The organism is Citrobacter sp. CRE-46 (assembly GCF_059615875.1).
This window is the reverse complement of record NZ_CM184341.1, coordinates 4,981,050-5,006,863: the sequence shown is the minus strand read 5'-3', so window position 1 is coordinate 5,006,863 and position 25,814 is coordinate 4,981,050. Positions and strand designations below refer to the sequence as shown.

Annotated in this window: 20 protein-coding genes; 11 read left to right on the top strand and 9 right to left on the bottom strand. The window is 52.5% G+C overall.

Translation table 11 applies throughout. From position 1 onward, the window contains the following. Positions 1 to 67: 67 nt before the first annotated feature. From rpmE to AC534G_RS24235, 3 genes are all read left to right on the top strand, one after another. Positions 68 to 280 carry a 50S ribosomal protein L31 gene (rpmE, locus tag AC534G_RS24245; protein ID WP_038636025.1) on the top strand — a complete coding sequence of 71 codons (213 nt, stop codon included), beginning with the start codon at positions 68 to 70 and terminating at the stop codon, positions 278 to 280. 339 nt (positions 281 to 619) lie between these two features. Continuing rightward, positions 620 to 1,300, top strand: a complete 681-nt coding sequence (locus AC534G_RS24240; protein ID WP_110496307.1) for an oligogalacturonate-specific porin KdgM family protein — start codon at positions 620 to 622, stop codon at positions 1,298 to 1,300. An 89-nt stretch (positions 1,301 to 1,389) separates the two neighbouring features. Then, complete coding sequence (locus AC534G_RS24235; RefSeq protein ID WP_110496305.1) at positions 1,390 to 2,814, top strand: MFS transporter; 1,425 nt, start codon at positions 1,390 to 1,392, stop codon at positions 2,812 to 2,814. 53 nt (positions 2,815 to 2,867) lie between these two features. Here AC534G_RS24235 and metJ read toward each other — a convergent pair whose 3' ends face one another. Continuing rightward, a complete protein-coding gene (gene metJ / locus AC534G_RS24230; RefSeq protein ID WP_003825168.1) occupies positions 2,868 to 3,185 on the bottom strand; it encodes a met regulon transcriptional regulator MetJ in 318 nt (105 codons plus the stop codon). Between the two features lie 265 nt (positions 3,186 to 3,450). On the opposite strand from metJ, the gene metB reads away from it, so the two are divergent. Further along, complete coding sequence (metB, locus tag AC534G_RS24225; protein ID WP_038636034.1) at positions 3,451 to 4,611, top strand: cystathionine gamma-synthase; 1,161 nt, start codon at positions 3,451 to 3,453, stop codon at positions 4,609 to 4,611. Positions 4,612 to 4,613: 2 nt separating this feature from the next. After that, positions 4,614 to 7,046, top strand: a complete 2,433-nt coding sequence (gene metL / locus AC534G_RS24220; protein ID WP_069324857.1) for a bifunctional aspartate kinase/homoserine dehydrogenase II — start codon at positions 4,614 to 4,616, stop codon at positions 7,044 to 7,046. Between the two features lie 26 nt (positions 7,047 to 7,072). Here metL and AC534G_RS24215 read toward each other — a convergent pair whose 3' ends face one another. Then, positions 7,073 to 8,257: a cytoplasmic protein gene (locus AC534G_RS24215; protein WP_110496303.1), complete on the bottom strand. Its 1,185-nt coding sequence runs from the start codon at positions 8,255 to 8,257 to the stop codon at positions 7,073 to 7,075. Positions 8,258 to 8,390: 133 nt separating this feature from the next. On the opposite strand from AC534G_RS24215, the gene AC534G_RS24210 reads away from it, so the two are divergent. Beyond that, the gene (locus AC534G_RS24210; RefSeq protein WP_069324855.1) at positions 8,391 to 9,947 is read left to right on the top strand and encodes a bifunctional metallophosphatase/5'-nucleotidase; all 1,557 of its coding nucleotides are present in this window, start codon (positions 8,391 to 8,393) and stop codon (positions 9,945 to 9,947) included. Between the two features lie 38 nt (positions 9,948 to 9,985). On the opposite strand, the gene AC534G_RS24205 is transcribed toward AC534G_RS24210, so the two are convergent. Then, the gene (locus AC534G_RS24205; RefSeq protein WP_061382562.1) at positions 9,986 to 10,363 is read right to left on the bottom strand and encodes a carboxymuconolactone decarboxylase family protein; all 378 of its coding nucleotides are present in this window, start codon (positions 10,361 to 10,363) and stop codon (positions 9,986 to 9,988) included. An 89-nt stretch (positions 10,364 to 10,452) separates the two neighbouring features. Here AC534G_RS24205 and AC534G_RS24200 point away from each other — a divergent pair, with 89 nt between their 5' ends. The 3 genes from AC534G_RS24200 (at position 10,453) to katG (ending at position 14,754) form a co-directional block, all read left to right on the top strand. After that, the gene (locus AC534G_RS24200; protein ID WP_110496301.1) at positions 10,453 to 11,361 is read left to right on the top strand and encodes a LysR family transcriptional regulator; all 909 of its coding nucleotides are present in this window, start codon (positions 10,453 to 10,455) and stop codon (positions 11,359 to 11,361) included. A gap of 157 nt (positions 11,362 to 11,518) precedes the next feature. After that, positions 11,519 to 12,406, top strand: a complete 888-nt coding sequence (metF, locus tag AC534G_RS24195; protein WP_038636049.1) for a methylenetetrahydrofolate reductase — start codon at positions 11,519 to 11,521, stop codon at positions 12,404 to 12,406. A gap of 167 nt (positions 12,407 to 12,573) precedes the next feature. Next, on the top strand, positions 12,574 to 14,754 hold the full coding sequence (gene katG, locus AC534G_RS24190; RefSeq protein ID WP_110496296.1) for a catalase/peroxidase HPI: 2,181 nt from the start codon (positions 12,574 to 12,576) through the stop codon (positions 14,752 to 14,754). An 84-nt stretch (positions 14,755 to 14,838) separates the two neighbouring features. On the opposite strand, the gene gldA is transcribed toward katG, so the two are convergent. The 6 genes from gldA to argE all read right to left on the bottom strand — a co-directional run bounded on the left by gldA (position 14,839) and on the right by argE (position 23,836). Beyond that, positions 14,839 to 15,942 carry a bifunctional L-1,2-propanediol dehydrogenase/glycerol dehydrogenase gene (gene gldA / locus AC534G_RS24185; RefSeq protein WP_038636055.1) on the bottom strand — a complete coding sequence of 368 codons (1,104 nt, stop codon included), beginning with the start codon at positions 15,940 to 15,942 and terminating at the stop codon, positions 14,839 to 14,841. A 12-nt stretch (positions 15,943 to 15,954) separates the two neighbouring features. Next, positions 15,955 to 16,617, bottom strand: coding sequence for a fructose-6-phosphate aldolase (gene fsa / locus AC534G_RS24180; RefSeq protein WP_110496294.1), 663 nt, complete (start codon positions 16,615 to 16,617; stop codon positions 15,955 to 15,957). Between the two features lie 245 nt (positions 16,618 to 16,862). Then, positions 16,863 to 17,723 carry an AraC family transcriptional regulator gene (locus AC534G_RS24175; protein ID WP_038636059.1) on the bottom strand — a complete coding sequence of 287 codons (861 nt, stop codon included), beginning with the start codon at positions 17,721 to 17,723 and terminating at the stop codon, positions 16,863 to 16,865. An 85-nt stretch (positions 17,724 to 17,808) separates the two neighbouring features. Next, complete coding sequence (locus tag AC534G_RS24170) at positions 17,809 to 19,542, bottom strand: phosphoethanolamine transferase CptA (protein ID WP_087856669.1); 1,734 nt, start codon at positions 19,540 to 19,542, stop codon at positions 17,809 to 17,811. Positions 19,543 to 19,753: 211 nt separating this feature from the next. Continuing rightward, a complete protein-coding gene (gene ppc / locus AC534G_RS24165; protein WP_110496290.1) occupies positions 19,754 to 22,405 on the bottom strand; it encodes a phosphoenolpyruvate carboxylase in 2,652 nt (883 codons plus the stop codon). Positions 22,406 to 22,684: 279 nt separating this feature from the next. Further along, positions 22,685 to 23,836 (bottom strand): acetylornithine deacetylase, encoded by a 1,152-nt coding sequence (gene argE, locus AC534G_RS24160; RefSeq protein ID WP_110496288.1) that lies wholly within the window; start codon positions 23,834 to 23,836, stop codon positions 22,685 to 22,687. 155 nt (positions 23,837 to 23,991) lie between these two features. Between argE and argC the strand changes: the two genes are divergently transcribed. Both argC and argB read left to right on the top strand, forming a co-directional pair. Beyond that, positions 23,992 to 24,996, top strand: a complete 1,005-nt coding sequence (argC, locus tag AC534G_RS24155; RefSeq protein WP_038636069.1) for an N-acetyl-gamma-glutamyl-phosphate reductase — start codon at positions 23,992 to 23,994, stop codon at positions 24,994 to 24,996. A 10-nt stretch (positions 24,997 to 25,006) separates the two neighbouring features. After that, positions 25,007 to 25,780 carry an acetylglutamate kinase gene (gene argB, locus AC534G_RS24150; RefSeq protein WP_038636072.1) on the top strand — a complete coding sequence of 258 codons (774 nt, stop codon included), beginning with the start codon at positions 25,007 to 25,009 and terminating at the stop codon, positions 25,778 to 25,780. Positions 25,781 to 25,814 lie beyond the last annotated feature (34 nt).

Sequence of the window (25,814 nt, the reverse complement as noted above, 5' to 3'; positions counted from 1 at the left end):
ATTAACATCGCGTGGTGTCTGGCGTTAGGGCTGGAAGAGCGACGCGGCCTTAAACTGAGGTTTTCCCATGAAAAAAGATATTCACCCGAAATACGAAGAAATTACTGCAAACTGCTCTTGCGGTAACGTCATTAAAATCCGCTCCACCGTCGGTCACGATCTGAACCTCGACGTGTGCAGCAAGTGCCACCCGTTCTATACTGGCAAGCAGCGTGATGTTGCTACCGGTGGCCGCGTTGATCGCTTCAACAAGCGTTTCAACATCCCAGGCAGCAAATAAGTTTCAGCTGTCAGAAAAAAGCGCCTTTCGGCGCTTTTTTTGTTTCTGCGCCTGAAGAATGAAATTTATATTGATGTGTTGAATAGTGTCTTTTATTTAATAAATAAAACAGCGTTTTTATTTTTTTAGGTAAAATGTTTCTACTGGTGATCTGCATCCTTTTTATCTTCTGATTTTTGCCACTCATGCCAATTGTTGGCAAAATACCAAAGGTTTCTGCTTTCTTTCTAAAATACACTTTCGTGGAAATATAAAATTATTCTTAATCCTTCATCGTTTCCCATTAATGGACGGAACGAGATGGATAATTTCCTTGATTTAGTGTGAAGAGGGATGGTCATGAAATTTAAATCTGCGTTATTACTGATTCCATTATTCTCTGTGGCCGCGCAAGCGGGTTATGTTGATTATCGTCATGAATATTATGACGATGGGCGCAATTACGATCGTGTTTATATGTCTCATCGTTTTGCGACTGGTTTTGGTGTAGCCGTTGAAGCCATTTCACGTTCCGAAGATACGCAATCTAATGATGCGTGGAATAATATGGAAAGTAATGGCAACGAGTATACTGCAAGCTACCAGTTTACCTGGCGGGATCTTATCTGGCAGCCGGGTATTGCGATCGAAACGGGCGATAACATCACGATTTACAAACCTTATATCCGCGTACAGTACAATATCAATGACAACTGGTGGACTGCGTTCCGCTATCGTCAGGAGTACATGCGCAGAAACACTGACGGCAAGGATGATCGCATGGTCTATCGTCCGGAAGCATGGCTCGGTTATAACATTCATGACTGGATGTTTGAGCTTAACGGTATTTATAAAATTGCCGATAGCGAAGATTTATATAACAACCGAAAAGACGATTATGAATATAACTTCCGTGTAGCTTATAAAATAGGTTCCTGGATTCCATTTGTTGAGGTGGGTAACGTTTCCTCCGGTTATAACACCACCACCACAGACGATCGCCAGACTCGTTATCGTGTCGGTCTCGGTTATAACTTCTGACCGTTAATACTCTTCATAGCGGTTTATTACGCTGAGCATCGGTATATCCATATAGTTTGCGTGAATAATGAGTCTAAGGAGTTGATATCATGTCTAATGATGGAACTATAATTAGAAGTAATCAAAGTATTGCTGTCAGGCCTTTCGGATTAAGAGACAAATTTGGTTATTTGTGTGGCGACCTCGGAACCTGTTTTATTCTTGGACTGGTGAACAGTTTTTTAATGATTTATTACACCAACGTACTCGGTATTTCCGGGGTTATTGTCGGCTCGCTCTATTTTGTGACCAAACTCTTTGATGCGTTTGTCGATGTTGGCGTAGGGCGCTTATGTGATACCTCTAAACTAACGGTACATGGACGGTTTAACCCGTGGGTGCGCCGTATGAAATATCCGTTTTGCATCATTGCGGTCGTCCTGTTCCTGCCATTTGTGAATGATTTCTCTTATACGGCGAAAATTATCTACATCTGCTGCTCCTATTTTATCTACGGTTCGTTGTTATCGACGGTCAGTATCCCGTATGGTGCCATGTCTGCGGCGATTAGCTCGAACCCGGAAGATCGTGTTTCGCTCTCAACCTGGCGCAGCGTTGGGTCTGCCATCGGCGGTGGGGCAACCGGCTTTTTTATTCCCATTCTGATGTACACCACCCTGGTAGACGGAAGCCAGGTGATTTCCGGACAGCATTTCTTCTGGATTGCCATGGGTTGCGCAGTACTGGGTTTTCTCTTTTTAACCCTAACCTGTCAGTTAACGACAGAACGCGTGCGTGTGGAGAGAAAAGAGAGCATGCCCGTGTCGGTGCTGCTGAAGGGGCTATTACGTAATAAGGCGCTGATTGTTTTGGTTGTGGTGGATCTGCTGATTGTGATTAATCAGGGGTTGTCCGGGACCAATATGACCTACCTGTTTAATGACTATTTCCATAACAAAGAGGCCATGTCCGTTGCATTGCTGTTTACCTTTGGCTCTCTGGTTTTGCTGGCGCCATCGGCATCCTGGCTCACGAAGCGGTTTGGTAAAAAAGAAGCAAGTGTAGGCGCGTTGCTCTTTGCGGTAGCGATGTATCTGATTATGTACTTCGTCCACATTACCGACGCGAAAGTCTATTTGGTTTTCCTGTTTCTGGCGACGCTGGGGGCGGGGTTATTCAACCTGATGATATGGGCGTTTATGACCGATGTTTGTGATTATCACCAGTATGTCACTGGCGATCGTGAGGATGGTACCGTTTATGGCGTGAACTTCTTCGCCCGCAAGGTTGGTCAGGCGTGCGCCGGGGCGATTGGCGGCTTTATGCTGGCCATCATTGGTTATCAATCTTCCTCAACGGGTGGGGCTGTGCAAACCAGCATCGTGCAGGAAAATATTTATACGATGGCGAATCTCTTGCCGGCTTTGTGCCTGTTTTTGGCGGCGGTCATTCTGATTTATTGCTATCCATTGAACCGTAAAGAAACGCTCAAAATGGAAGAAACATTGAATAAAATCAATGGGATTAGTAAGTAATGTTGTGAAAGATGGCGGGAACAATCCCGCCTTCTTTCATCTTTCTCTAACGATCAGTATTCCCACGTTTCCGGGTTGATACCCAGTTCACGCATGATTACCTTTGCTTCTTCCGGGATTTCATCACTGCGTTCTTTACGCAGGTCGTCATCGTTGGGTAGTGGTTGCCCGGTAAAAGCATGCAGAAACGCTTCACACAGCAGTTCGCTGTTGGTGGCGTGGCGCAGGTTGTTCACCTGACGACGCGTGCGTTCATCGGTAAGGATTTTTAACACCTTCAGAGGAATGGAAACCGTAATTTTTTTTACTTGCTCACTCTTCTTACCGTGCTCAGCGTATGGGCTGATATATTCGCCGCTCCATTCAGCCATGAGATACCTAATCCTCTTCGTCATTAATATTGAGGCCAGAACCTGAGCCCGGACCATAATTGCGCGTAGTTTATCGTAGTGGCGCGGCCCTGACACGAAGTAAGCCGACGCGGATGTACGCTAATGCATATAATTTTAACGGCTATTTGCGGTTTGCTCAATCTATACGCAAAGAAGTTTAGATGTCCAGATGTATTGACGGCTATCGTAACTATGATTAATCTGGTGCCTGACTTTTCACCGACTCAGCCAGGACCTCCTCTCTATGACGCGTAAACAGGCCACCATCGCAGTGCGTAGCGGATTAAATGACGACGAACAGTACGGTTGCGTTGTCCCGCCGATTCACCTCTCCAGTACCTATAACTTTACCGGCTTTAATGAGCCTCGCGCCCATGACTATTCACGCCGCGGTAACCCGACGCGCGATGTGGTTCAGCGCGCGTTGGCAGAACTGGAAGGTGGCGCGGGTGCGGTACTAACCAATACCGGCATGTCGGCGATTCATCTGGTGACGACGGTATTCCTGAAACCTGGCGATCTGCTGGTCGCGCCGCACGACTGTTACGGCGGCAGCTATCGACTGTTTGACAGTCTGGCAAAGCGAGGCTGTTATCGCGTACTGTTTGTTGATCAAGGTGATGAGCGGGCGTTGCAGGCGGCGCTGGCGGAAAAACCGAAGCTGGTGCTGGTAGAAAGCCCAAGCAACCCGCTACTACGCGTGGTGGATATTGCGAAAATCTGTCAATTGGCGCGTGAAGCTGGTGCAGTCAGCGTGGTAGACAACACTTTTTTAAGCCCGGCACTGCAAAATCCACTGGCATTGGGCGCCGATCTGGTGTTGCATTCATGCACGAAATATTTAAACGGTCACTCAGACGTGGTGGCTGGTGTGGTGATAGCGAAAGATCCGGAAACGGTCACTGAACTGGCGTGGTGGGCGAATAATATTGGCGTGACCGGCGGCGCGTTTGATAGTTATCTGCTGTTGCGCGGCCTGCGTACTCTGTCACCGCGTATGGAGGTGGCGCAACGTAATGCTCAGGCGATTGTTGATTATCTGCAAACGCAGCCGCTGGTGAAAAAATTGTATCACCCATCATTGCCGAATAATCAAGGGCATGAAATTGCCGCGCGTCAGCAAAAAGGCTTTGGCGCGATGCTGAGTTTTGAACTGGATGGCGATGAGCAGACGCTGCGTCGCTTCCTTGGCGGGCTGTCATTGTTTACGCTGGCGGAATCGTTAGGAGGCGTTGAAAGTCTGATCTCCCACGCCGCAACCATGACACACGCGGGAATGGCGCCAGAAGCGCGCGCGGCGGCAGGGATTTCGGAAACGCTGCTGCGTATCTCCACCGGTATTGAAGATGGCGAAGATTTAATTGCCGACCTGGAAAATGGCTTCCGGGCTGCAAACAAGGGGTAAACATGAGTGTGATTGCGCAGGCAGGGGCGAAGGGTCGTCAACTGCACAAATTTGGTGGTAGTAGTCTGGCTGATGTGAAATGTTATCTGCGTGTCGCAGGCATTATGGCGGAATACTCGCAGCCTGATGACATGATGGTTGTTTCAGCCGCAGGCAGTACCACTAACCAGTTGATTAGCTGGCTGAAGTTAAGCCAGACCGATCGTCTTTCTGCGCATCAGGTTCAGCAGGCGTTACGTCGCTATCAGAGCGAGCTGATTAGCGGTTTGTTACCACCAGAAGTGGCCGACGGCCTGATCGGTGCGTTTATTCACGACCTGGAGCGTCTGGCCGGATTACTCGACAGCGGCGTGAACGATGCCGTTTATGCTGAAGTCGTCGGACACGGTGAGGTATGGTCGGCGCGTTTGATGTCCGCTGTTCTTAACCAACAAGGTCTGGAATCGGCCTGGCTGGATGCGCGCGATTTTTTACGTGCGGAGCGTAGCGCTCAGCCGCAGGTGGATGAAGGTCTCTCCTACCCATTGTTGCAGCAACTTCTGGCGCAACATCCGGGTAAACGCCTGGTCGTTACCGGCTTTATTAGCCGTAACAACGCCGGTGAAACGGTACTGCTGGGGCGTAATGGTTCTGACTACTCGGCGACGCAGGTTGGCGCGCTGGCCGGGGTTTCCCGCGTAACCATCTGGAGTGATGTCGCCGGGGTTTACAGCGCGGATCCGCGTAAAGTAAAAGATGCCTGCCTGCTACCGCTGCTGCGTCTGGATGAAGCCAGCGAACTGGCGCGTCTGGCGGCTCCGGTTCTCCATGCCCGTACCTTACAGCCGGTTTCCGGCAGTGATATTGATCTCCAACTGCGTTGTAGCTATACGCCTGAGCAAGGCTCAACGCGTATTGAACGCGTGCTGGCTTCCGGGACCGGGGCGCGTATCGTGACCAGTCATGACGACGTCTGCCTGATTGAGTTTCAGGTTCCCACCGGTCAGGACTTTAAGCTGGCCCATAAAGAGGTCGATCAGATTTTAAAACGCACCCAGGTGCGTCCGCTGGCGGTCGGTGTGCATCCCGATCGCCAACTGCTGCAATTTTGCTATACCTCCGAAGTCGCTGACGGCGCGTTGAGAATTCTTGATGAGGCCGGATTGCCGGGCGAGCTGCGTCTGCGCCAGGGGTTGGCGCTGGTGGCGATGGTCGGGGCGGGCGTCACCCGTAACCCGCTGCACTGCCACCGCTTCTGGCAGCAACTGAAAGGTCAGCCGGTCGAATTCACCTGGCAGTCGGAGGAGGGCATCAGCCTGGTTGCCGTACTGCGTACCGGACCGACGGAGAGCCTGATTCAGGGTCTGCATCAGTCAATTTTCCGCGCGGAAAAACGAATCGGCCTGGTGTTGTTCGGGAAGGGGAATATTGGATCACGTTGGCTGGAGCTATTCGCCCGTGAGCAAAGTACGCTCTCGGCGCGTACCGGATTAGAGTTCGTGCTGGCGGGCGTGGTCGATAGCCGCCGTAGTCTGCTGAATTATGAAGGGCTGGATGCCAGCCGCGCGTTGGCCTTCTTTGATGATGAGGCAGTGGAACAGGATGAAGAGTCATTGTTCCTGTGGATGCGCGCCCACCCGTATGATGATTTAGTGGTGCTGGACGTAACCGCCAGCGAGCAGTTGGCGGATCAATATCTGGATTTCGCCAGTCACGGTTTCCATGTTATCAGCGCTAACAAACTGGCGGGTGCGAGCAGCAGTAATAAGTATCGCCAAATTCATGATGCGTTTGAAAAAACTGGTCGTCACTGGCTGTATAACGCCACCGTGGGCGCTGGTTTGCCGATCAACCATACCGTGCGCGATCTGATTGATAGCGGAGATACCATTCTGTCGATCAGCGGGATCTTCTCTGGCACGTTGTCGTGGTTGTTCCTGCAATTTGATGGCACGGTGCCGTTCACCGACCTGGTGGATCAGGCGTGGCAGCAGGGGCTGACCGAACCAGACCCGCGGGTGGATCTTTCCGGCAAGGATGTGATGCGCAAGCTGGTGATTCTGGCGCGTGAAGCGGGTTACGACATCGAGCCGGATCAGGTTCGCGTGGAGTCGCTGGTGCCTGCGCATTGTGAAGAAGGCTCTATTGACCATTTCTTTGAAAATGGCGATGAACTGAACGAGCAGATGGTGCAGCGTCTGGAAGCGGCGCGTGAAATGGGGCTGGTGCTGCGCTATGTGGCGCGTTTTGACGCTAACGGTAAAGCACGTGTGGGTGTTGAAGCGGTACGTTCTGAGCACCCGCTGGCGGCATTGTTGCCGTGCGATAATGTGTTCGCCATTGAAAGCCGCTGGTATCGCGATAACCCGCTGGTGATCCGCGGACCTGGCGCAGGCCGCGATGTGACCGCCGGAGCCATTCAGTCGGATATCAACCGCCTGGCGCAGTTGCTGTAGTTTGCGTTGCCGGATGGCGCTTACGCTTATCCGGCCTGGCTATGACACGAACCATAGGCCCGGGAAGCGGCAGCGCCACCGGGCAAATCGCTCTGGGTGATCAGGATGTTGTATTTCTCCGTCAGCGTCCTTATCGTCTGAAACACCGCATGGGCTGAGTAACGGGCGCTATACCGAAATTCCGGCTGTTGCTGTAGCCAGGCGATAAAATGATGACTTGCCCTCAGGGTTATCGAGGCCCCTTTTTCAACCTGACCCTCCGTTAACAGACACACCATTTTACGCCTGTTGCCCTGTTGCCAAATCTGCCACTGGTTTTGCCACCATCCCTGATAACTTTTACCCAGTAATTGCCAGGGCCTGGTGTGTTGATCGTCGCCCATTTCTTCATCCACAAACCAAAGCGATGCGTGATTTTCGCGAAACTGTTCCGCCCATGCGGTAATCACAGCGCCGCGCAGAAAGCATTCGTGGGCGATGATGTGCATTTTAATCGTAGGCCAGAGATGGCTCAGGACGCGGAAATGCCCATGCGCGGTAATGACCGGGCGTAAAATCTCACCGCTGGCGTTACGTTTGAGCATCGCGCTGCCGTACTGAATTTCGTCAAACTGGCTGCGGCGTAAAAACTGCGTTTCTCGCTGATTTACACGCTGGATCTCATCGTCATTATTCACTGTGGCCTCGACCATCCCGCGCCAGCGGTAAACTAATGACTCGCCAACAGAATGAGGAGTGAAGTTGCTGGAAATATGCAAAATATTGCCGCGAATAGCATCAAAACTGAGTAATACATACAGTTTCTGATCTGCACTTGCGCCCTGAAAAGGGACGATCAGTGGCACCGTCACTATTTGTTCTGGCGGATCAATAGTCGTCAATGGCGGTTGTCTGGGGGTCCAGACTTTTCTACAGCTCCGGCACTGTAGGCGCTGGGTTCCCTGTGGGTTATGTCCATAACGGCTCGGTTCCCGCTGATAGCAATTTGGGCAAAAAAGACCGCTGTTAATTGCAAAATGTGTAAAACAGGCGGCCAACCACTCGCGGAAATGTTCAGCGTTAAACAGCGGGGGATAACTTCCGCATGCCCGGCAGTGCAGGGCGGCGTAGCCCAGTCGGTAATCGGGCCAGCTGTAATCAACGGAGTTTGCCAGCCCCAGATTTTTGCAGCCAAAAGACTTGCAGCAGTTGATGGTGAACAGAGAAGTCATCGCATTACCAACGATTTTTAATGGTCGTTGATTTTGCCCTGCAACTATTACCGATGGGTGTGAGTCTTCTCACATAAAAAAACCTTTCAGAACGTAACGTAGCGATTCTTTATATGACTGAAAGGGATTGATTATGAAGTTAAAAATGCTTGCTGTCGGTGTTCTGGTATCGCTGCCGTTATGGGCGTCAGCGAAAGACGTCACGATTATCTATACCAACGATCTCCATGCCCACGTCGAACCTTATAAAGTCCCGTGGATTGCTAATGGCGCACGCGATATTGGCGGTTGGGCCAATATCACGACGATGGTGAAGCAGGAAAAAGCGAAAAATAGCGCGACCTGGTTCTTTGACGCGGGTGATTACTTCACCGGGCCGTACATCAGCAGCCTGACAAAGGGCAAGGCGATTATCGATATCATGAATACGATGAATTTCGACGCCGTCACTATGGGTAATCATGAGTTCGATCACGGCTGGGATAATACGTTGTTGCAACTGAGCCAGGCGAAATTCCCCATTGTGCAGGGCAATATCTTTTACCAGAACAGCAGCAAAATGTTCTGGGATAAGCCCTGGACCATTATTGAAAAAGATGGCGTAAAGATTGGCGTCATAGGTCTGCACGGTGTGTTTGCTTTTGATGATACGGTTTCGGCTGCGACGCGCGTTGGCATTGAGGCGCGGGATGAGGTGAAGTGGCTGCAACGTTATATCGATGAATTAAAAGGTAAGGTCGATCTGACGGTGGCGTTGATCCACGAAGGTACGCCGGCGCGTCAGTCCAGCCAGGGAAGTACAGATGTGCGTCGTGCGCTGGATAAAGATATCCAGACTGCAGGTCAGGTGCATGGCCTGGATATCCTGATCACCGGCCATGCGCATGTGGGCACGCCAGAGCCGATTAAAGTCGGTAATACCTTAATTCTCTCCACCGACAGCGGCGGTATTGATGTCGGTAAACTGGTGTTGGATTACCAGCAAAAACCGCATCAATTTACCGTGAAGAATTTCGAGCTGAAGACGATCTACGCCGATGAGTGGAAACCCGATCCGCAGACGAAACAGGTGATTGATGGCTGGAATAAGAAGCTTGATGAAGTGGTACAACAGACGGTTGCCAACTCTCCGGTTGAGCTGACGCGTGCTTACGGGGAATCCTCCTCGTTGGGGAATCTGGCGGCGGATGCATTACTGGCTGCGGCGGGTAAAGATACCCAGTTAGCGCTTACCAACTCAGGCGGCATTCGTAATGAAATCCCGGCAGGTGCGATTACGATGGGCGCAGTTATTAGTACCTTCCCGTTCCCGAACGAGCTGTCTACGATGGATCTTACCGGTAAGCAACTGCGTAGTTTGATGGAGCATGGCGCGGGTTTAAGTAACGGCGTACTACAGGTATCCAAAGGGTTTGAGATGAAGTACGACAGCAGCAAACCGGTTGGCCAGCGGGTCACTGTATTGACGCTAAACGGCAAGCCAATTGAGGACGCTGTGATTTATCACATTGCCACCAATAGTTTTCTGGCAGACGGCGGTGATGGTTTTACGGCATTCACCGAAGGCACAGCGCGTAATACATCCGGCGGTTACTATGTCTCTAATGCCGTCGTTGATTATTTCAAAGCGGGAAATACGCTGACGGATGAGCAACTGAAAGGCATGCGTGTGGAAGATGTGAAAAAGTAACGCGTTCAGGCCAGCAGACAAGCCGCTGGCCTGTTGTTTTAGCCTCTGTGGGAGGCAAACACCTCTTTCGCGGCGAACAGACCATTCAACGCGGCCGGAAAGCCAGCGTATACGGCCATCTGCATAATCACTTCGACGATCTCATCCTGTGTTAAGCCAACGTGTAATGCCGCGCCAATATGCACCTTCAATTGCGGGGCGGCATTACCCAGCGCCGTTAACGCCGCGACGGTAGCAATCTCTCTACTGCGTAAATCCAGACCCGGTCTTGAATAGATGTCGCCAAAAGGAAATTCAAGCAGGTAGCGGGCGAAGTCTGGCGCAATATCTTGCAGACTTTCGATGACCGCATCGCCCCCTTTACCATCCACTTTTTGCAGCATCTTCTGACCGGTAATAAAGCGTTCTGAATGCATAATCTCTTCCTCATTTGTCTGGTATATAGCCTGAGGATAGAGCGTGCAGAATGATTGGGATAATACCGTTTCCGTGATACCTTTTTGGTATGACAACATCGCCTTTGCACTCTCTGGATATTCGTCTGCTGCGTTACTTTTCCGTAGTAGCGGAAGAGAACAATATGAGCCGGGCGGCGCAACGTTTATTTATGTCGCAGCCGCCGCTGAGTCGCCACATTCGCCAGCTTGAAGAACGTCTGGGGATGACGCTTTTTGTCCGTCATACCCGTGGGCTGACGCTGACGGAAGACGGTCTGCGCGTACTTGAAATAGTGCGTCCAGTGCTGACGATGTACGAAGAAACCTGCGCGACGTTGAGCCAGTTAGCGCAAGCTGGGGAGCACTCTCTGCGCCTGGGGCTAAGTACAGCGTTTGAACAAGGTGTTTTTGCTTCGCTTGAATCGCAGCTACACGGGCGTACGGAGAGGCTACATATTGTTCGTCATGGTTCGCCTGAGCTGGTGCGTCAGGTTCGTCGGGGAAAACTGGAGGCAGCGCTGGTGGCGTTACCGCTTGAGACTCCCGGGCTTACCGTCATGCCACTCGGCTGGCAAGAACCGATGATTGCCGCATTACCCGCGATCTGGCCAGAGGCGAGCCTGCCGTCACTCTCATTAACGACGCTGAACCACCGACCACTGTTCTGGTTTAAACGCGAACGGAATCCTGCCTTTTTTGATTACACCCGACATATTTTTCGCCGCGCCGGTTACTCTCCAGCCTGTATTGAAGAGCCGCTGGAACATGACGTGCTGCTGGCGCGGATCGCGCATGGCGACGGTCTGAGTTTACTCCCGGCCTCCTTTTCCGCTATCCAGCGTCAGGGCGTGATATTTCTGCCGCTTACCGATTCCGAATTGCGTATCCACGTGGGACTGGTAATGCTGCCTGAGAGCGAAGCAACGTTGCAGTGGTTGCAGACGGTTGTGAACCAATCCCTCGGTCTTTCAGGTTGATGTGAATTATTTTCACGTTGACTGAGTATTCCTCACCTTTAACGATGATTTTTGTGTTGACGCCAGCGTGCTTTTCCGTCATTTTTACATCTAGACGTCTAAACGTATAGCAGTTCACAACACAACATATAACGACAAAAGATTGATGAGGTAAGGTATGAGCTTTTTTCACGCCAACCAGCGGGAAGCGCTGAATCAGAGTCTGGCCGAAGTACAGGGGCAGATTAACGTTTCTTTCGAATTTTTCCCGCCGCGCACCAGTGAAATGGAGCAAACCCTGTGGAACTCTATCGATCGCCTGAGCAGCCTGAAGCCGAAGTTTGTTTCAGTCACTTACGGTGCAAACTCTGGTGAGCGCGACCGCACGCATAGCATTATTAAAGGGATCAAGGATCGCACCGGGCTTGAAGCGGCGCCGCACCTGACCTGTATTGATGCGACCCGCGATGAGCTGCGCACTATTGCTCAGGACTACTGGAATAACGGTATTCGTCATATTGTTGCCCTGCGCGGTGACCTGCCGCCGGGAAGCGGTAAACCGGATATGTATGCCTCTGACCTGGTGACTCTGCTGAAAGACGTTGCGGACTTTGATATCTCCGTTGCGGCTTACCCGGAAGTGCACCCGGAAGCGAAGAGCGCTCAGGCCGATCTGCTGAACCTGAAGCGTAAGGTTGATGCCGGTGCGAACCGCGCGATCACCCAATTTTTCTTCGATGTAGAAAGCTACCTGCGTTTTCGCGATCGCTGCGTGTCTGCGGGTATCGATGTGGAAATTATTCCGGGCATCCTGCCGGTATCTAACTTTAAACAGGCGAAAAAATTTGCCGACATGACCAACGTCCGCATTCCGGCATGGATGTCGACCATGTTTGCTGGCCTGGATGACGATGCGGAAACCCGCAAGCTGGTGGGCGCAAACATCGCCATGGATATGGTGAAAATTCTCAGTCGCGAAGGGGTGAAAGATTTCCATTTCTATACTCTCAATCGCGCCGAAATGAGCTACGCAATTTGTCACACGCTGGGAGTAAGACCGGCATAATCAGTACGTCAGCCCTCTGCGGAGGGTTTTTTATTGATCATTTTGATCTACATCTCTGTAACTAAAAATATAAAAGGATCTGGCTATCGAATCTGTGGGTTATTTCGACTATATCTAATCTCTGGTGGTGTATATCGTAGTCATAACACTGTAAAGGGAGCATATAGATGAGCATGTCCGACGATAGCCAGAACGCATCAACTGCCGGTAAGTGTCCTTTCCATCAGGGCGGGCCGGATCACAGCGCGGGAGCAGGAAGAAATAACCGCGACTGGTGGCCTAATCAACTCCGCGTTGATCTTTTGAACCAACATTCCAATCGTTCGAACCCGCTGGGTGAGGACTTCGACTACCGCAAAGAATTTAGCAAACTTGACTACTCTGCCCTGAAAGGGGATCTCAGAGCCCTTCTGTCCGAATCTCAACCGTGGTGGCCCGCTGACTGGGGCTCTTATGCCGGTTTATTTATCCGTATGGCATGGCACGGCGCAGGGACCTATCGTTCCATCGATGGACGCGGTGGCGCGGGTCGCGGGCAGCAGCGTTTTGCACCACTGAATTCCTGGCCGGACAACGTCAGCCTGGATAAAGCGCGTCGTCTGCTGTGGCCAATCAAGCAGAAATATGGTCAGAAAATCTCCTGGGCCGACCTGTTTATTCTCGCCGGTAACGTGGCGCTGGAAAACTCAGGCTTCCGTACCTTCGGTTTTGGCGCGGGTCGTGAAGACGTCTGGGAACCGGATCTCGACGTAAACTGGGGTGATGAGAAAGCCTGGCTGACTCACCGTCACCCGGAAGCGCTGGCGAAAACCCCGCTGGGCGCAACCGAGATGGGTCTTATCTATGTTAACCCGGAAGGGCCGGATCACAGCGGCGAACCGCTTTCTGCGGCCGCGGCGATTCGCGCGACCTTCGGTAACATGGGAATGAACGACGAAGAAACCGTGGCGCTGATTGGCGGCGGTCATACGTTAGGTAAAACTCATGGCGCAGCAGCCGCTTCCCATGTTGGGGCCGATCCTGAATCTGCGCCGATCGAAGCGCAAGGCTTAGGCTGGGCCAGCAGCTACGGTAGCGGCGCGGGTGCAGACGCGATTACTTCCGGCCTGGAAGTGGTCTGGACGCAAACGCCGACCCAGTGGAGCAACTATTTCTTCGAGAACCTGTTCAAATATGAGTGGGTGCAGACTCGCAGCCCGGCAGGTGCTATCCAGTTCGAAGCGGTGGATGCGCCAGAGATTATCCCCGATCCGTTTGATCCTGAGAAAAAACGCAAGCCGACGATGCTGGTCACCGACCTGACGCTGCGTTTCGATCCTGAGTTCGAAAAGATCTCTCGTCGTTTCCTTAACGATCCGCAGGCGTTCAACGAAGCCTTTGCCCGTGCGTGGTTTAAACTGACGCACCGCGATATGGGGCCGAAAGCGCGTTACATCGGACCGGAAGTGCCAAAAGAAGATCTGATTTGGCAAGATCCGCTGTCGCATGCGTTCTTCAACCCAAGCGAAGAAGATATCCTTAACCTGAAGGCGACCATTGCGGCTTCCGGCCTGTCCGTAGGCGAGCTGGTTTCGGTGGCATGGGCTTCTGCATCAACCTTCCGCGGTGGGGATAAACGTGGCGGCGCGAATGGCGCTCGTCTGGCGCTCGACCCGCAGCGTGGTTGGGATGTGAATGCTACCGCAGCACGCGTACTGCCCGTGTTAGAGGGTATCTATAAATCAGCCCATACCGCGTCGTTGGCCGATATTATCGTGCTGGCTGGCGTCGTAGGCGTGGAGCAGGCCGCAAGCGCTGCGGGTGTCAGCATCAATGTTCCTTTTGCGCCGGGCCGCGTGGATGCGCGTCAGGATCAAACGGATATTGAGATGTTTGAACTGCTCAAGCCAATTGCGGACGGCTTCCGTAACTATCGTTCTCGCCCTGACGTATCAACCACTGAGTCACTGCTGATCGATAAAGCACAGCAGCTGACGCTGACCGCACCGGAAATGACCGTGCTGGTGGGTGGTATGCGCGTACTGGGCACCAACTTCGATGGTAGTCAGCACGGCGTCTTTACCGATCGTCCTGGCGTACTCAGCACTGACTTCTTCGTCAATTTGCTGGATATGCGTTACGAATGGAAAGCGGTTGATGAGTCACAAGAGCTGTTTGAAGGCCGTGACCGTCTGAGTGGCGAAGTAAAATACACCGCAACTCGCGCCGATCTGGTGTTTGGTTCTAACTCTGTACTGCGTGCAGTGGCTGAAGTTTATGCCTGCAGCGATGCGCACGAGAAGTTCGTGAAGGACTTTGTGGCGGCATGGGTGAAAGTGATGAACCTGGATCGTTTCGATCTGCTGTAAACAAAAACGCCGGATGGCGCTTGCGCGTATCCGGCATGGTATGAATAAAAAATCCCCGCGATTGCGGGGTTTTTTATTGGCAGGTTATTCCCACTCTTGCAGATAACGCTGCCCATACTGGTCAGCGACCAGCAGCGCGGCATACACCTGGTCCGGGGTTGCACCGCCAGGCATGTTGTGGATGGTTTCGCCTTCAGCACAGGCCGCCTCTGCCACAATGCGCATTTTCGCCGGGATATCCTGTTTGATATCCAGTTGCGCCAGGGTAATCGGCAACCCAACGGAATGACAGAGTGCCGCCACGGTTTCGATTTCATCGACCGGCGCGTTTTCCAGCACCAACTGCGTTAGCGTACCAAACGCCACTTTCTCGCCGTGGTAGTAATGATGCGCATCCGGGATCGCCGTCAGGCCATTATGAATGGCGTGAGCCGCTGCCAGACCACCGCTTTCAAAACCGACGCCGCTAAGATAGGTATTGGCTTCAATAACGCGCTCCAGCGCAGGCGTAACCACGTGCTGCTCGGCTGCCAGCATCGCTTTTTCACCTTCTTCTATCAACGTATTAAAGCACAGCTCAGCCAGAGCCAGCGCCGCCTGGGTGCACTGACCGCCCGCCATGGTGGTTGCGCCGCTGCGTGAACAGGCACGCGCTTCGAACCAGGTCGCCAACGCATCGCCGATGCCTGCGGCTAACAGACGTGCCGGTGCGCCCGCAACAATTTTAGTATCCACAATGACCCTGTCCGGGTTGTTCGGCAGTAGCAGATAGCGATCGAATTCACCCGCATCGGTATAAATGACGGACAGGGCGCTGCACGGTGCATCGGTAGAGGCGATGGTTGGCGCAATGGCGACAGGCACGCCCATAAAGTGCGCCAGCGCTTTGGCGGTATCCAGCGTTTTCCCGCCGCCAATACCGAGTACTGCTCCACACTGCGCTTTTTCCGCCACGCCGCGCAAACGGTCGATTTCGTTTTGCGAACATTCGCCGCCAAAAGGCGCGATCTCCAGCGCCAGTCCGGCATCCTGGAAGCTTTTTTCCAGCGCGGATTGTGCGAAGCCTAAGACAAACTTGTCCCCAACGACCAGCCAGCGTGCTGCCAGTGGTTTGAGGTAGCTGCCAAGACGGGTAATAACATCGGCACCCTGGATGTACTTACCAGGTGATTGAATAATGCGATCCATACTTTATTTCCCTCACAGGTTGATGTGACCAAATGCGTTGTTCCAGTCCTGCTCAAACTTCTCTATTGCTGACTCTACCGCAGGGGTATTGAGCATTTGTTGCGCTACATCTAAGGGCAGGGTGATTGCTTCACATCCTGCCAGTAAGCAATCGAGCGCCTGACGCGGGGTTTTAAAGCTGGCCGCCAGTACCATGCTGTTTGGCGCATGTAGCTCCAGTAGCGTTTGCAGTTCCTGTACCGTGCGGATCCCGTCGCCGCCCTGAGCGTCAATGCGGTTAACGTATGGCGCGATATATTTTGCGCCAGCCAGCGCGGCCAGTAGACCTTGCGAAGCACTGTACACGGCGGTTCCCAGGGTGGTGATACCCTCTTTTTTCAGTAACCTGATGGCGGCCAGACCCTCAGCAGTGACGGGGATTTTCACTACGATACCCGGTACGGTATTGCTCAGACGTTTGGCTTCTTCCACCATCCCCTGCGCGTCGCGGCTCATGGTTTGGGCAAAAAGAATGCCCTCTTCGCCAATGGCGTTTTGCAGGCGCGGCAGCACATCCCAGATGGATTCTTTGCTTGCCGCCACAATGCTTGGGTTGGTGGTGACCCCCGCGATAGGGAAGATACGGGCCAGACGTTCGACTTCCGCGACGTTGGCGGTATCAAGGTAAAGTTCCATACAAAACATCCTCTTAATTTTGCGTGAGCAGCCCGTTGCCGGAATGCGTTGTTGTGCACAGGATAAGAGTGTTTCGCCGCATCGCGCTATCTGACAAATCTGTCAAAAGCTGGATAAATGTAATGTATCGACAAAAGTGAGACTTACTTCACATGTCAGTTGCAGGTGGGGTTTATTAAGGTGATGTGGGTTATGAGCTCATTTTTTATATTACAAAAATCCAGTTAATATTATTTTTGTCTTCTTTATTGCTGATGGATCGCTTTTTCCGTCAACTGGCTGTGATATTGCCGACGATATTCTGAGGGGGAACGTTCGGTATTCTTGCGAAACAGGCGGCAGAAGTAGTTGCTGTCAACAAACCCACAGGTGTGCGCCACGTCTTTGATCTTCAGCTCGTAACCCTTCAGTAGCGTCTTCGCGTGTTCAAGTCGCGTGTGGTTCAGGTATTCGTTAAAACCGATTGCGCCCGTTTTTTGAAACAGGTGGGAGAGGTAATTGGGCGAGATGTAGAACGCTTGCGCCACCGATTCCCGGGTCAGGGGTGAAGCGTAGCGTTCGTCAATATAGTCGCGAATGGCTTCGAACAGCGCCTGACTGCGCGACGCGGTCTGTATTTGGCTGCCGAGCAGATCGCGACAGTGGCTCAGTAAGCTCGCGACGATTAGCCTGGCCGTTTGCTGCTCCTGCGGCTGCATCTGTATTTCATTAAGCGTTTGCAGCAGGAAAGAGCCAATACGCGGTCCACGCCGTGCGACATGCTGCCTGGCGAGGTTTTGATATTGCTTGCCGTCCCACTGAACGACGTTGAAACCCAACTGCTGCTTGCTGAACAGAATGCTGAGCGTGGTGACCGGTGTGAGCCATTGCGGAAAGTTCCAGCCGCCAGCCGGAACGAACAGGACATCGCCAGGTAGTAACGTCGCGGCTGCGCCGGCAATACCCTGATCGGTGAGATCCCCTTCCAGCACAATCTCCAGCCGGGGAAAATCAACCTGATATGCCAGTTCCGGCATTGAGCTACAGGTGCTGGCAAAGTAAATCTGGCGCAGCGGTGTGGGGCCGTTAATCAGGCGGGCGAGAAGGTGGCTGATGTCGTGATACATGTTAATCCCTTGCAGGCAGCAGACAGGGAGAACAGTAACCGCCATCATAAAAAAAGGCCACTCTTAAAGAGTGGCCTGTGTAGGATTATTGATTACCGATTTGATCGCCGTAAGGCAAGGTATCGTAATCAATCAGGGCATTCTTCTTGTATGGATTGCCAATCCAGCGAGTCGTCTCTTTAAACTGTGGGCTGGTAATGGAACGCGTTGGATCGAAGCCATCGTAAGTGAAGCCCGCTAAATCAGACCAGGTATGGATTAGCTCTGAGCTGCTGTATTTACGATTCACATCCTGTGAGAAGTCCCGAGGGTGCGCGGCCTGCCATTTTTCCGAGGTCCACAATAAGAACGGCACCGTATACATATGGCGTGTCGGATTGTCTTCATTACGGCCCTGCGTTTTATGCGGCGGCGTGTCGTACACCTCTTCACCGTGATCGGAGAAGTACAACAGGAAACCGTTCGGATCGGTCGCTTTGTAGTCTTTGATCAGGCTGGCAATGATGTGGTCATTGTAGACATTCGCGCTGTCGTAATCGTTGTAGGCTTCCAGCTCATCATTACCCAGGCCAGGGGGAACATTGTCGATATTGTTGTCGAACTTGCCCTGACCATCCGGATAACGGAATTTATACTTAATATGGGTACCCAGCAGGTGAACAATAATGAATTTTTTCGGCGCCGGGTCGGCCAGGACTTCTTTAAATGGCGCCAGCACATTGCTGTCATACTCGCGTGCGCTTTGCGTACGCTGCTGGTTCATATAGAACTGCTTATCTGTCTGCTTAGAGAACACCGTCAGCATGGTGTTGCGGGCAGTCATTGTCTGCTGATTGGTGATCCAGAAGGTTTTATAACCCGCCTGTTTCATCATGTTCATCAGGGATGGCTGGGTCAGATACAGATCCGGGTTCTTCTCGTTGGCAAAGGTCAGCGCCTGCTGCAGGATTTCAATGGTATACGGACGTGAGGTCACGACATTATTGAAAACGGTGAAGTTAGGATCGGTTTTATGCAGCGCATCCAGTTCCGGTGTGGTTTCACGCGGATAACCATACAGGCTCATACGACCACGCTGCGTTGACTCACCAATCACCAGCACTAATGTGCGTGGCGCGTCACCGGAATGGTCTTTAAAGTTGGCCAGCGGAGGCAGGGCATTGTTTTCATTCAGCAGGCTATTCAGTGCGGTTAACTGCTGGCGATACTGATAATACCCGGAGATAAATTGCCATGGCGCGGCGGGCTCCATACGCGAAGCGAGACCATCCAACGTTTTTTCAAACGGTTTATGTTTGATGAACGTGTTAACCGCCATTGGGTGCAGAATCAAGCCATATAACAGCGCAAACGACACCAGATAGCGCCAGGGCGATGGAATATGAACAGGGCGCAGACGCGTCCACAGCAGAATCGCCATTGCCGTATACGCCAGCGCGATTAACACAATCTTCAGACTGAAATATTGGCTCAGATATTCGCTGGCTTCGTTCGCATTGGTTTCGAACATTACGTACAGAACGCTTTGCGAGAACTCTTGCCCGTAGATGACGTAATAGCTCAGAGCGGCCAACGAGGCAGCCCATAGCATGACACCAATAACGGCAGCAATAATACGGATACGGTTTGGAAATAAAAATACCGGAATCAACCACAGCGAACTGAATAGCAAGGAGTCGCGTAAACCGGTAGATCCGCTGTAGCCGCTAAAGTAGATGACGGCCTGCAGTAATGAGGAAAAAAACCAAAAATAGAGGAGCGCCCAACCCAGGGCTTTCCAGCTAAATGCAGGTTTAGACTGGGGTTGTAAGGATTGCATAGTGTGAGCCTGTCTTTAATCGTGTCGCCAAGAGTAGCGGGTAAATATTAAGAGGAACTGAAGCGTCGCGATGTTAAAAAACGCGTTTTGTTGATGATCCATTCATTAAATGAATAAATTCAGGCGGGAATATATTGAAAATGAAGCCGTTATAACAGCGATTTTTGATGTCGCCTTCGCGCAATAGCACGAAGGCGACGGGAGGGGGACGTTAGCCTGTATTGCGCATACCGGCAGCAACACCTGCGATGGTTACCATCAGCGCTTGTTCAACGCGTGGATCTGGCGCATTGCCTTGCTCTTCCGCCAGGCGCGAGCGGTGTAACAGCTCTGCCTGTAAAACGTTCAGCGGATCGGTATAAACATTCCTTAACTGGATGGACTCGGCAATCCACGGCAGGTCGGCCATCAAATGTGAGTCATTGGCAATCGCCAGCACGACGTCGATATCTGCTGCCAGGCGCTGACGCAGTTCTTCGCCGAGCGGCCACAACTCTTTTTTGACCAGACGTTGATCGTAGTATTCAGCCAGCCACAGGTCTGCTTTAGCGAAAACCATTTCCAGCATGCCAAGGCGTGTGGAGAAGAATGGCCAGTCGCGGCACATTGCTTCGAGTTCGCTTTGCTTACCGTCTTCCACCACTTTTTGCAGCGCGGTGCCTGCCCCCAGCCATGCCGGGAGCATCAGGCGGTTCTGCGTCCAGGCAAAGATCCATGGAATGGCGCGCAGAGACTCTACCCCACCAGTCGGGCGGCGTTTTGCCGGACGTGAGCCGAGCGGCAATTTACCCAGTTCCTGCTCTGGGGTTGCGGAGCGGAAGTAAGGGACGAAGTCTTTGTTTTCACGTACATATCCACGGTAGAGCTCACACGAGATATCAGAAAGCTCATCCATGATATGGCGCCAGTTATCCTTCGGCTCTGGCGGCGGTAACAGGTTGGCCTCAAGGATGGCTGCGGTATATAGCGACAGGCTGCTGATGGTCACTTCCGGCAGGCCATACTTAAAGCGGATCATCTCACCTTGTTCCGTCACACGCAGGCCACCTTTCAGGCTGCCAGGCGGTTGAGAGAGCAGCGCGGCATGCGCAGGTGCGCCGCCGCGGCCAATGGAACCACCGCGGCCATGGAACAGCGTCAGCTCGATGCCGGCTTTTTCACACGTTTTGATCAGCGCGTCCTGAGCCTGATATTGCGCCCAGGAGGCCGCCATCACCCCCGCGTCTTTTGCGGAGTCAGAGTAGCCAATCATGACCATCTGTTTGCCCTGAATAAAGCCGCGGTACCAGTCAATATTCAAGAGCTGGGACATGACGTCATCAGCATTGTTGAGGTCGTCCAGTGTTTCAAACAGCGGCGCAACCGGCATAGCAAAACCGATCCCGGCTTCTTTCAGCAGCAGATGTACGGCCAATACATCGGACGGCGTTTTCGCCATCGAGATAACATAGGCGGCAATGGAACCATACGGAGCTTCGGCAATGACGCGGCAGGTGTCGAGCACTTCGCGGGTGTCATTGCTTGGTTCCCAGTTACGTGGCAGAAGCGGACGCTTGGAGTTCAGTTCGCGGATCAAGAAAGCCTGTTTATCCGCTTCTGACCAGTTTTCGTAGTCGCCAATGCCCAGATACCGGGTCAGTTCGCCCAGCGCTTCAGTGTGGCGGGTGCTTTCCTGACGAATATCAATACGTACCAGCGGCACGCCGAAACATTTCACGCGGCGCAAGGTGTCGAGCAGTTCGCCATTGGCGATGATGCCCATGCCACAGGCTTGCAGAGACTGGTAACACGCGTACAGCGGATCCCAGAGCTGTTCGTTTTGGGTGAGAAGGCCGGCAGGTTTCGGTAATTTCTCGCCTTTCAGGCGGGCTTCCAGCCAGGCTTGAGTTGCCATCAGACGTGAACGCAGGGTTTTCATCAGATAACGGTATGGTTCTGCTGCGCCTTCTTCGCCGACCAGCGCCAGCAGTTCCGGCGTGGCATCCACCATCGACAGTTCAGAGATCAGAAACTGAATGTCTTTCAGGAACAGGTCGGTGGCTTTCCAACGGCTGAGTAATAGCACGTGACGGGTGATATCCGCCGTCACGTTCGGGTTGCCGTCACGGTCGCCGCCCATCCAGGAGGTAAAGCGAACCGGAACAAAATCAACGGGCAGCTTATAACCCAGATTCTCTTCTAACTGTTCGTTCAGCTCGCGCAGATAGTTCGGCACGCCTTCCCACAGGCTGTTTTCGACCACGGCGAAGCCCCATTTGGCTTCATCAACCGGGCTTGGGCGTATCTTGCGGATCTCATCCGTATGCCAGGACTGGGCAATCAACTGGCGCAGACGGCGCATCAGTTGATGGCGTTCATAATCGACGAGATCTTTGTTATCAAGCTGTTTGAGACAGGCGTTTACTTCACCCATTTTATGGATCAACGTACGACGGGTGATTTCTGTCGGGTGGGCAGTCAGAACCAGCTCCAGGGAGAGTGACTCCACGGCTTTTTTGATGGTGGCTTCATCGAGATTGGGCTGGTCTTTCAATTTACGCAGAGTGCGAGCAATCACTTCCGGGTTGCTGGCTGCTTCGCCTTTGGGCGAAATGCTGTGGTATTGCTCGGCGGTGTTGGCCAGGTTCAGGAACTGGCTAAACGCACGGGCAACCGGCAGCAGTTCGTCGTTAGACAGGTTTTGCAGCGTCGTAAGTAGCTCCTGGCGATTGACTTCATTGCCAGCGCGGGATGATTTGGACAGCTTACGGATTGTTTCTACGCGATCAAGAATGTGCTCTCCCAGCGCATCCTTAATGGTCTCTCCCAGCACTTTGCCGAGCATACTGACATTACTACGCAACGCGGAATATTGTTCGTTCATATTTACCCAGACACCCCATCTCTTTTGTAAATGTCCTGTATCTTTCGCGCCGCCGTCAACACTGCTGCAACGTGAAATTTTTCGGACTTAATTTTTTTGCCGTCTTTTATAAAGCCACGTAAAACTCGTGACGTCAATTGCTGCGAAATCGGTTCAGCAAACGAAAAAATGGCGGGAATTTACGTTATTTAATTCACATCGAATCAAATAAGCTGTGCTTATGAAAATGTTAATAAATGACCTTGCTCACCGCTGAAGGATGAGCAAGGTTATAAACGATTAATGCCAGCAGAAATGATGCACAACCTGGGTGATCAATTCGCGAGTTGGCTTAATGAAGCGTGTTTCCAGGTATTCATCTGGCTGATGTGCCTGATTAATGGAGCCTGGGCCCAACACCAGCGTCGGGCAAAGCGTCTGGATAAACGGCGCTTCAGTGCAGTAGTTCACCACTTCCGTTTGCGCTCCCAGCAGTTTTTCGACGACTTCAACCAACTGATGGTCTGGCGGACACTCATAGCCAGGAATAGGCGGATGCAGTTCCGACACCGTCAGGCGACCCGGCCAACGCTCGCTGACAGGGGCCAGCGCATCGTTAAGTAAACCATTAAGATCGTTGAGCGTTATGCCGGGCAGCGGGCGAATATCCATATGCAGCTCGCAGCAGGCGCAGATTCGGTTGGCGGCGTCACCACCGTGGATATGACCCAAATTTAACGTCGGGTACGGAACGGTAAAAGCGTCATGGTGATAGCGTTCTTTCAGGTCATCGCGCAGAGTCATGATATGGCCGATAGCATCATGCATGAGTTCAATCGCATTGACGCCACGCGCTGGATCGCTTGAGTGACCCGACTGCCCCAAAATGCGAATTGCATTAGAGATATGCCCTTTGTGCGCACGCACCGGCTGCAGGGAGGTGGGTTCGCCAATGATCGCGCAGTCCGGGCGCAGAGCGGTGGTTTCAGAAAAGTAGCGCGCCCCCGCCATGCTGGTCTCTTCGTCGGCAGTGGCCAAAATGTAGAGGGGCTTTTTCAGTTTCGTTACGTCGACGTCGCGCAGCGCGTCGAGGATAAACGCGAAGAAGCCTTTCATATCTGCCGTACCCAGGCCGTAGAGCTTATTGTCATGCTCTGTCAGGGTGAACGGATCGCGCGTCCAGCGTCCGTCGTCAAACGGCACGGTATCGGTATGACCCGCTAACAACAGACCGCCAGCCCCTTGTCCAATGCTCGCCAGCATATTGAATTTATTACGCGTATCGGGGACCGGCTGAACCTCTACATTGAAGCCTAAATCTTTGAACCAGCCCGCCAGCAGAGTGATTAAACCTGCATTGCTTTGATCCAGTGCTTCTTCGGTGGCGCTAATCGATGGCGTGGCAATCAGAGCGCGGTAAATCTCGATAAATGGCGGTAAATTGTTTTTCATTGTTGACACACCTCGGGTCATGATAGTATCAATATTCATGCAGTATTTGTGAATAAAAATACATTAACGTTGAGCGTAATAAAACCCACCAAGTGTAAGGTGAGGTGATAAAGGCTTATACCTGGCAACAGAATCTAAGAAGGTGAGCTGCCCCGATGTTGAATACGCTGATTGTGGGCGCCAGCGGCTATGCCGGCGCAGAGCTTGTGACCTATGTAAATCGCCATCCTGATATGAACATAACCGCTTTGACCGTCTCAGCGCAAAGCAATGATGCAGGAAAACTCATCTCCGATTTGCATCCGCAGTTGAAAGGCATTGTCGATTTACCGTTGCAGCCAATGTCGGATATCAGCGAGTTTAGCGCAGGGGTGGACATTGTGTTCCTCGCCACAGCGCATGAGGTCAGTCATGACCTGGCCCCGCAGTTTCTGCAGGCCGGATGTGTGGTGTTTGATCTTTCAGGCGCGTTTCGTGTTAACGATAGCGCGTTCTATGAAAAATATTATGGCTTTACCCATCAGCACCCCGAACTGCTGAAGCAAGCGGTGTACGGTCTGGCGGAGTGGAGCGCAGAGCAACTGAAAGAAGCGAATCTGGTTGCCGTACCGGGTTGTTATCCGACGGCGGCGCAGTTGTCGCTGAAACCACTGATTGACGGCGGACTGCTGGATCTCAGCCAGTGGCCGGTGATTAATGCGACCAGCGGCGTCAGCGGGGCAGGCCGTAAAGCGGCGATCTCGAACAGCTTTTGCGAAGTGAGCCTGCAGCCCTATGGCGTGTTTACCCATCGTCATCAGCCGGAAATCGCAACTCACCTCGGCGCGGAAGTGATTTTCACTCCGCATCTGGGGAACTTCCCGCGCGGAATTCTGGAAACGATCACCTGCCGTCTGAAAGCGGGCGTAACCCATGCGCAGGTGGCCCAGACACTGCAACAAGCCTATGGCGATAAACCACTGGTACGTCTGTACGACAAAGGCGTTCCGGCTCTGAAGAATGTGGTGGGCTTACCGTTTTGTGACATCGGGTTTGCCGTGCAGGGAGAGCATCTGATCGTGGTAGCGACCGAAGATAACTTATTAAAAGGCGCGGCGGCACAGGCGATGCAGTGCGCAAATATCCGTTTCGGCTTTGCTGAAACGCAGTCTCTTATTTAAGGGTGCAACAATGAATCCATTAATTATCAAGCTGGGCGGCGTTTTACTGGATAGCGAAGAGGCGCTGGAGCGACTGTTTACCGCACTGGTGAATTATCGTGAGTCGCATCAGCGTCCGCTGATTATTGTGCACGGCGGCGGCTGCGTGGTTGATGAGCTAATGAAGCAGTTGAATCTGCCGGTCAAAAAGAAAAACGGCCTGCGCGTCACTCCTGCCGATCAGATAGATATTATCACTGGCGCCCTGGCGGGTACGGCGAATAAAACCTTACTGGCCTGGGCGAAAAAACATCAAATCGCCTCTGTGGGCCTGTATCTTGGCGATGGCGACAGCGTAAAAGTGACGCCGCTCGATAAAGAGCTGGGTCATGTTGGACTCGCGCAACCGGGTTCGCCTAAGCTAATTAACACGCTGCTGGCAAGCGGTTTTCTGCCGGTAGTCAGCTCCATCGGCGTCACTGAAGATGGACTGCTGATGAACGTCAACGCCGATCAGGCGGCAACAGCGCTGGCGGCAACGTTGGGGGCGGATCTGATCCTGCTCTCAGACGTGAGCGGTATTCTGGATGGTAAAGGTCAGCGTATTGCAGAAATGACCGCCGCGAAAGCGGAGCAGTTGATCGACCAGGGAATTATTACCGATGGCATGATCGTGAAGGTCAATGCGGCGCTGGATGCCGCGCGCACGCTGGGCCGCCCGGTGGATATCGCCTCCTGGCGTCATGCAGAGCAACTCCCGGCGTTGTTTAACGGCACGCCGATCGGTACCCGTATTCTGGCTTAAGTATTTGTATGCCCGATGGCGGCTACGCCTTATC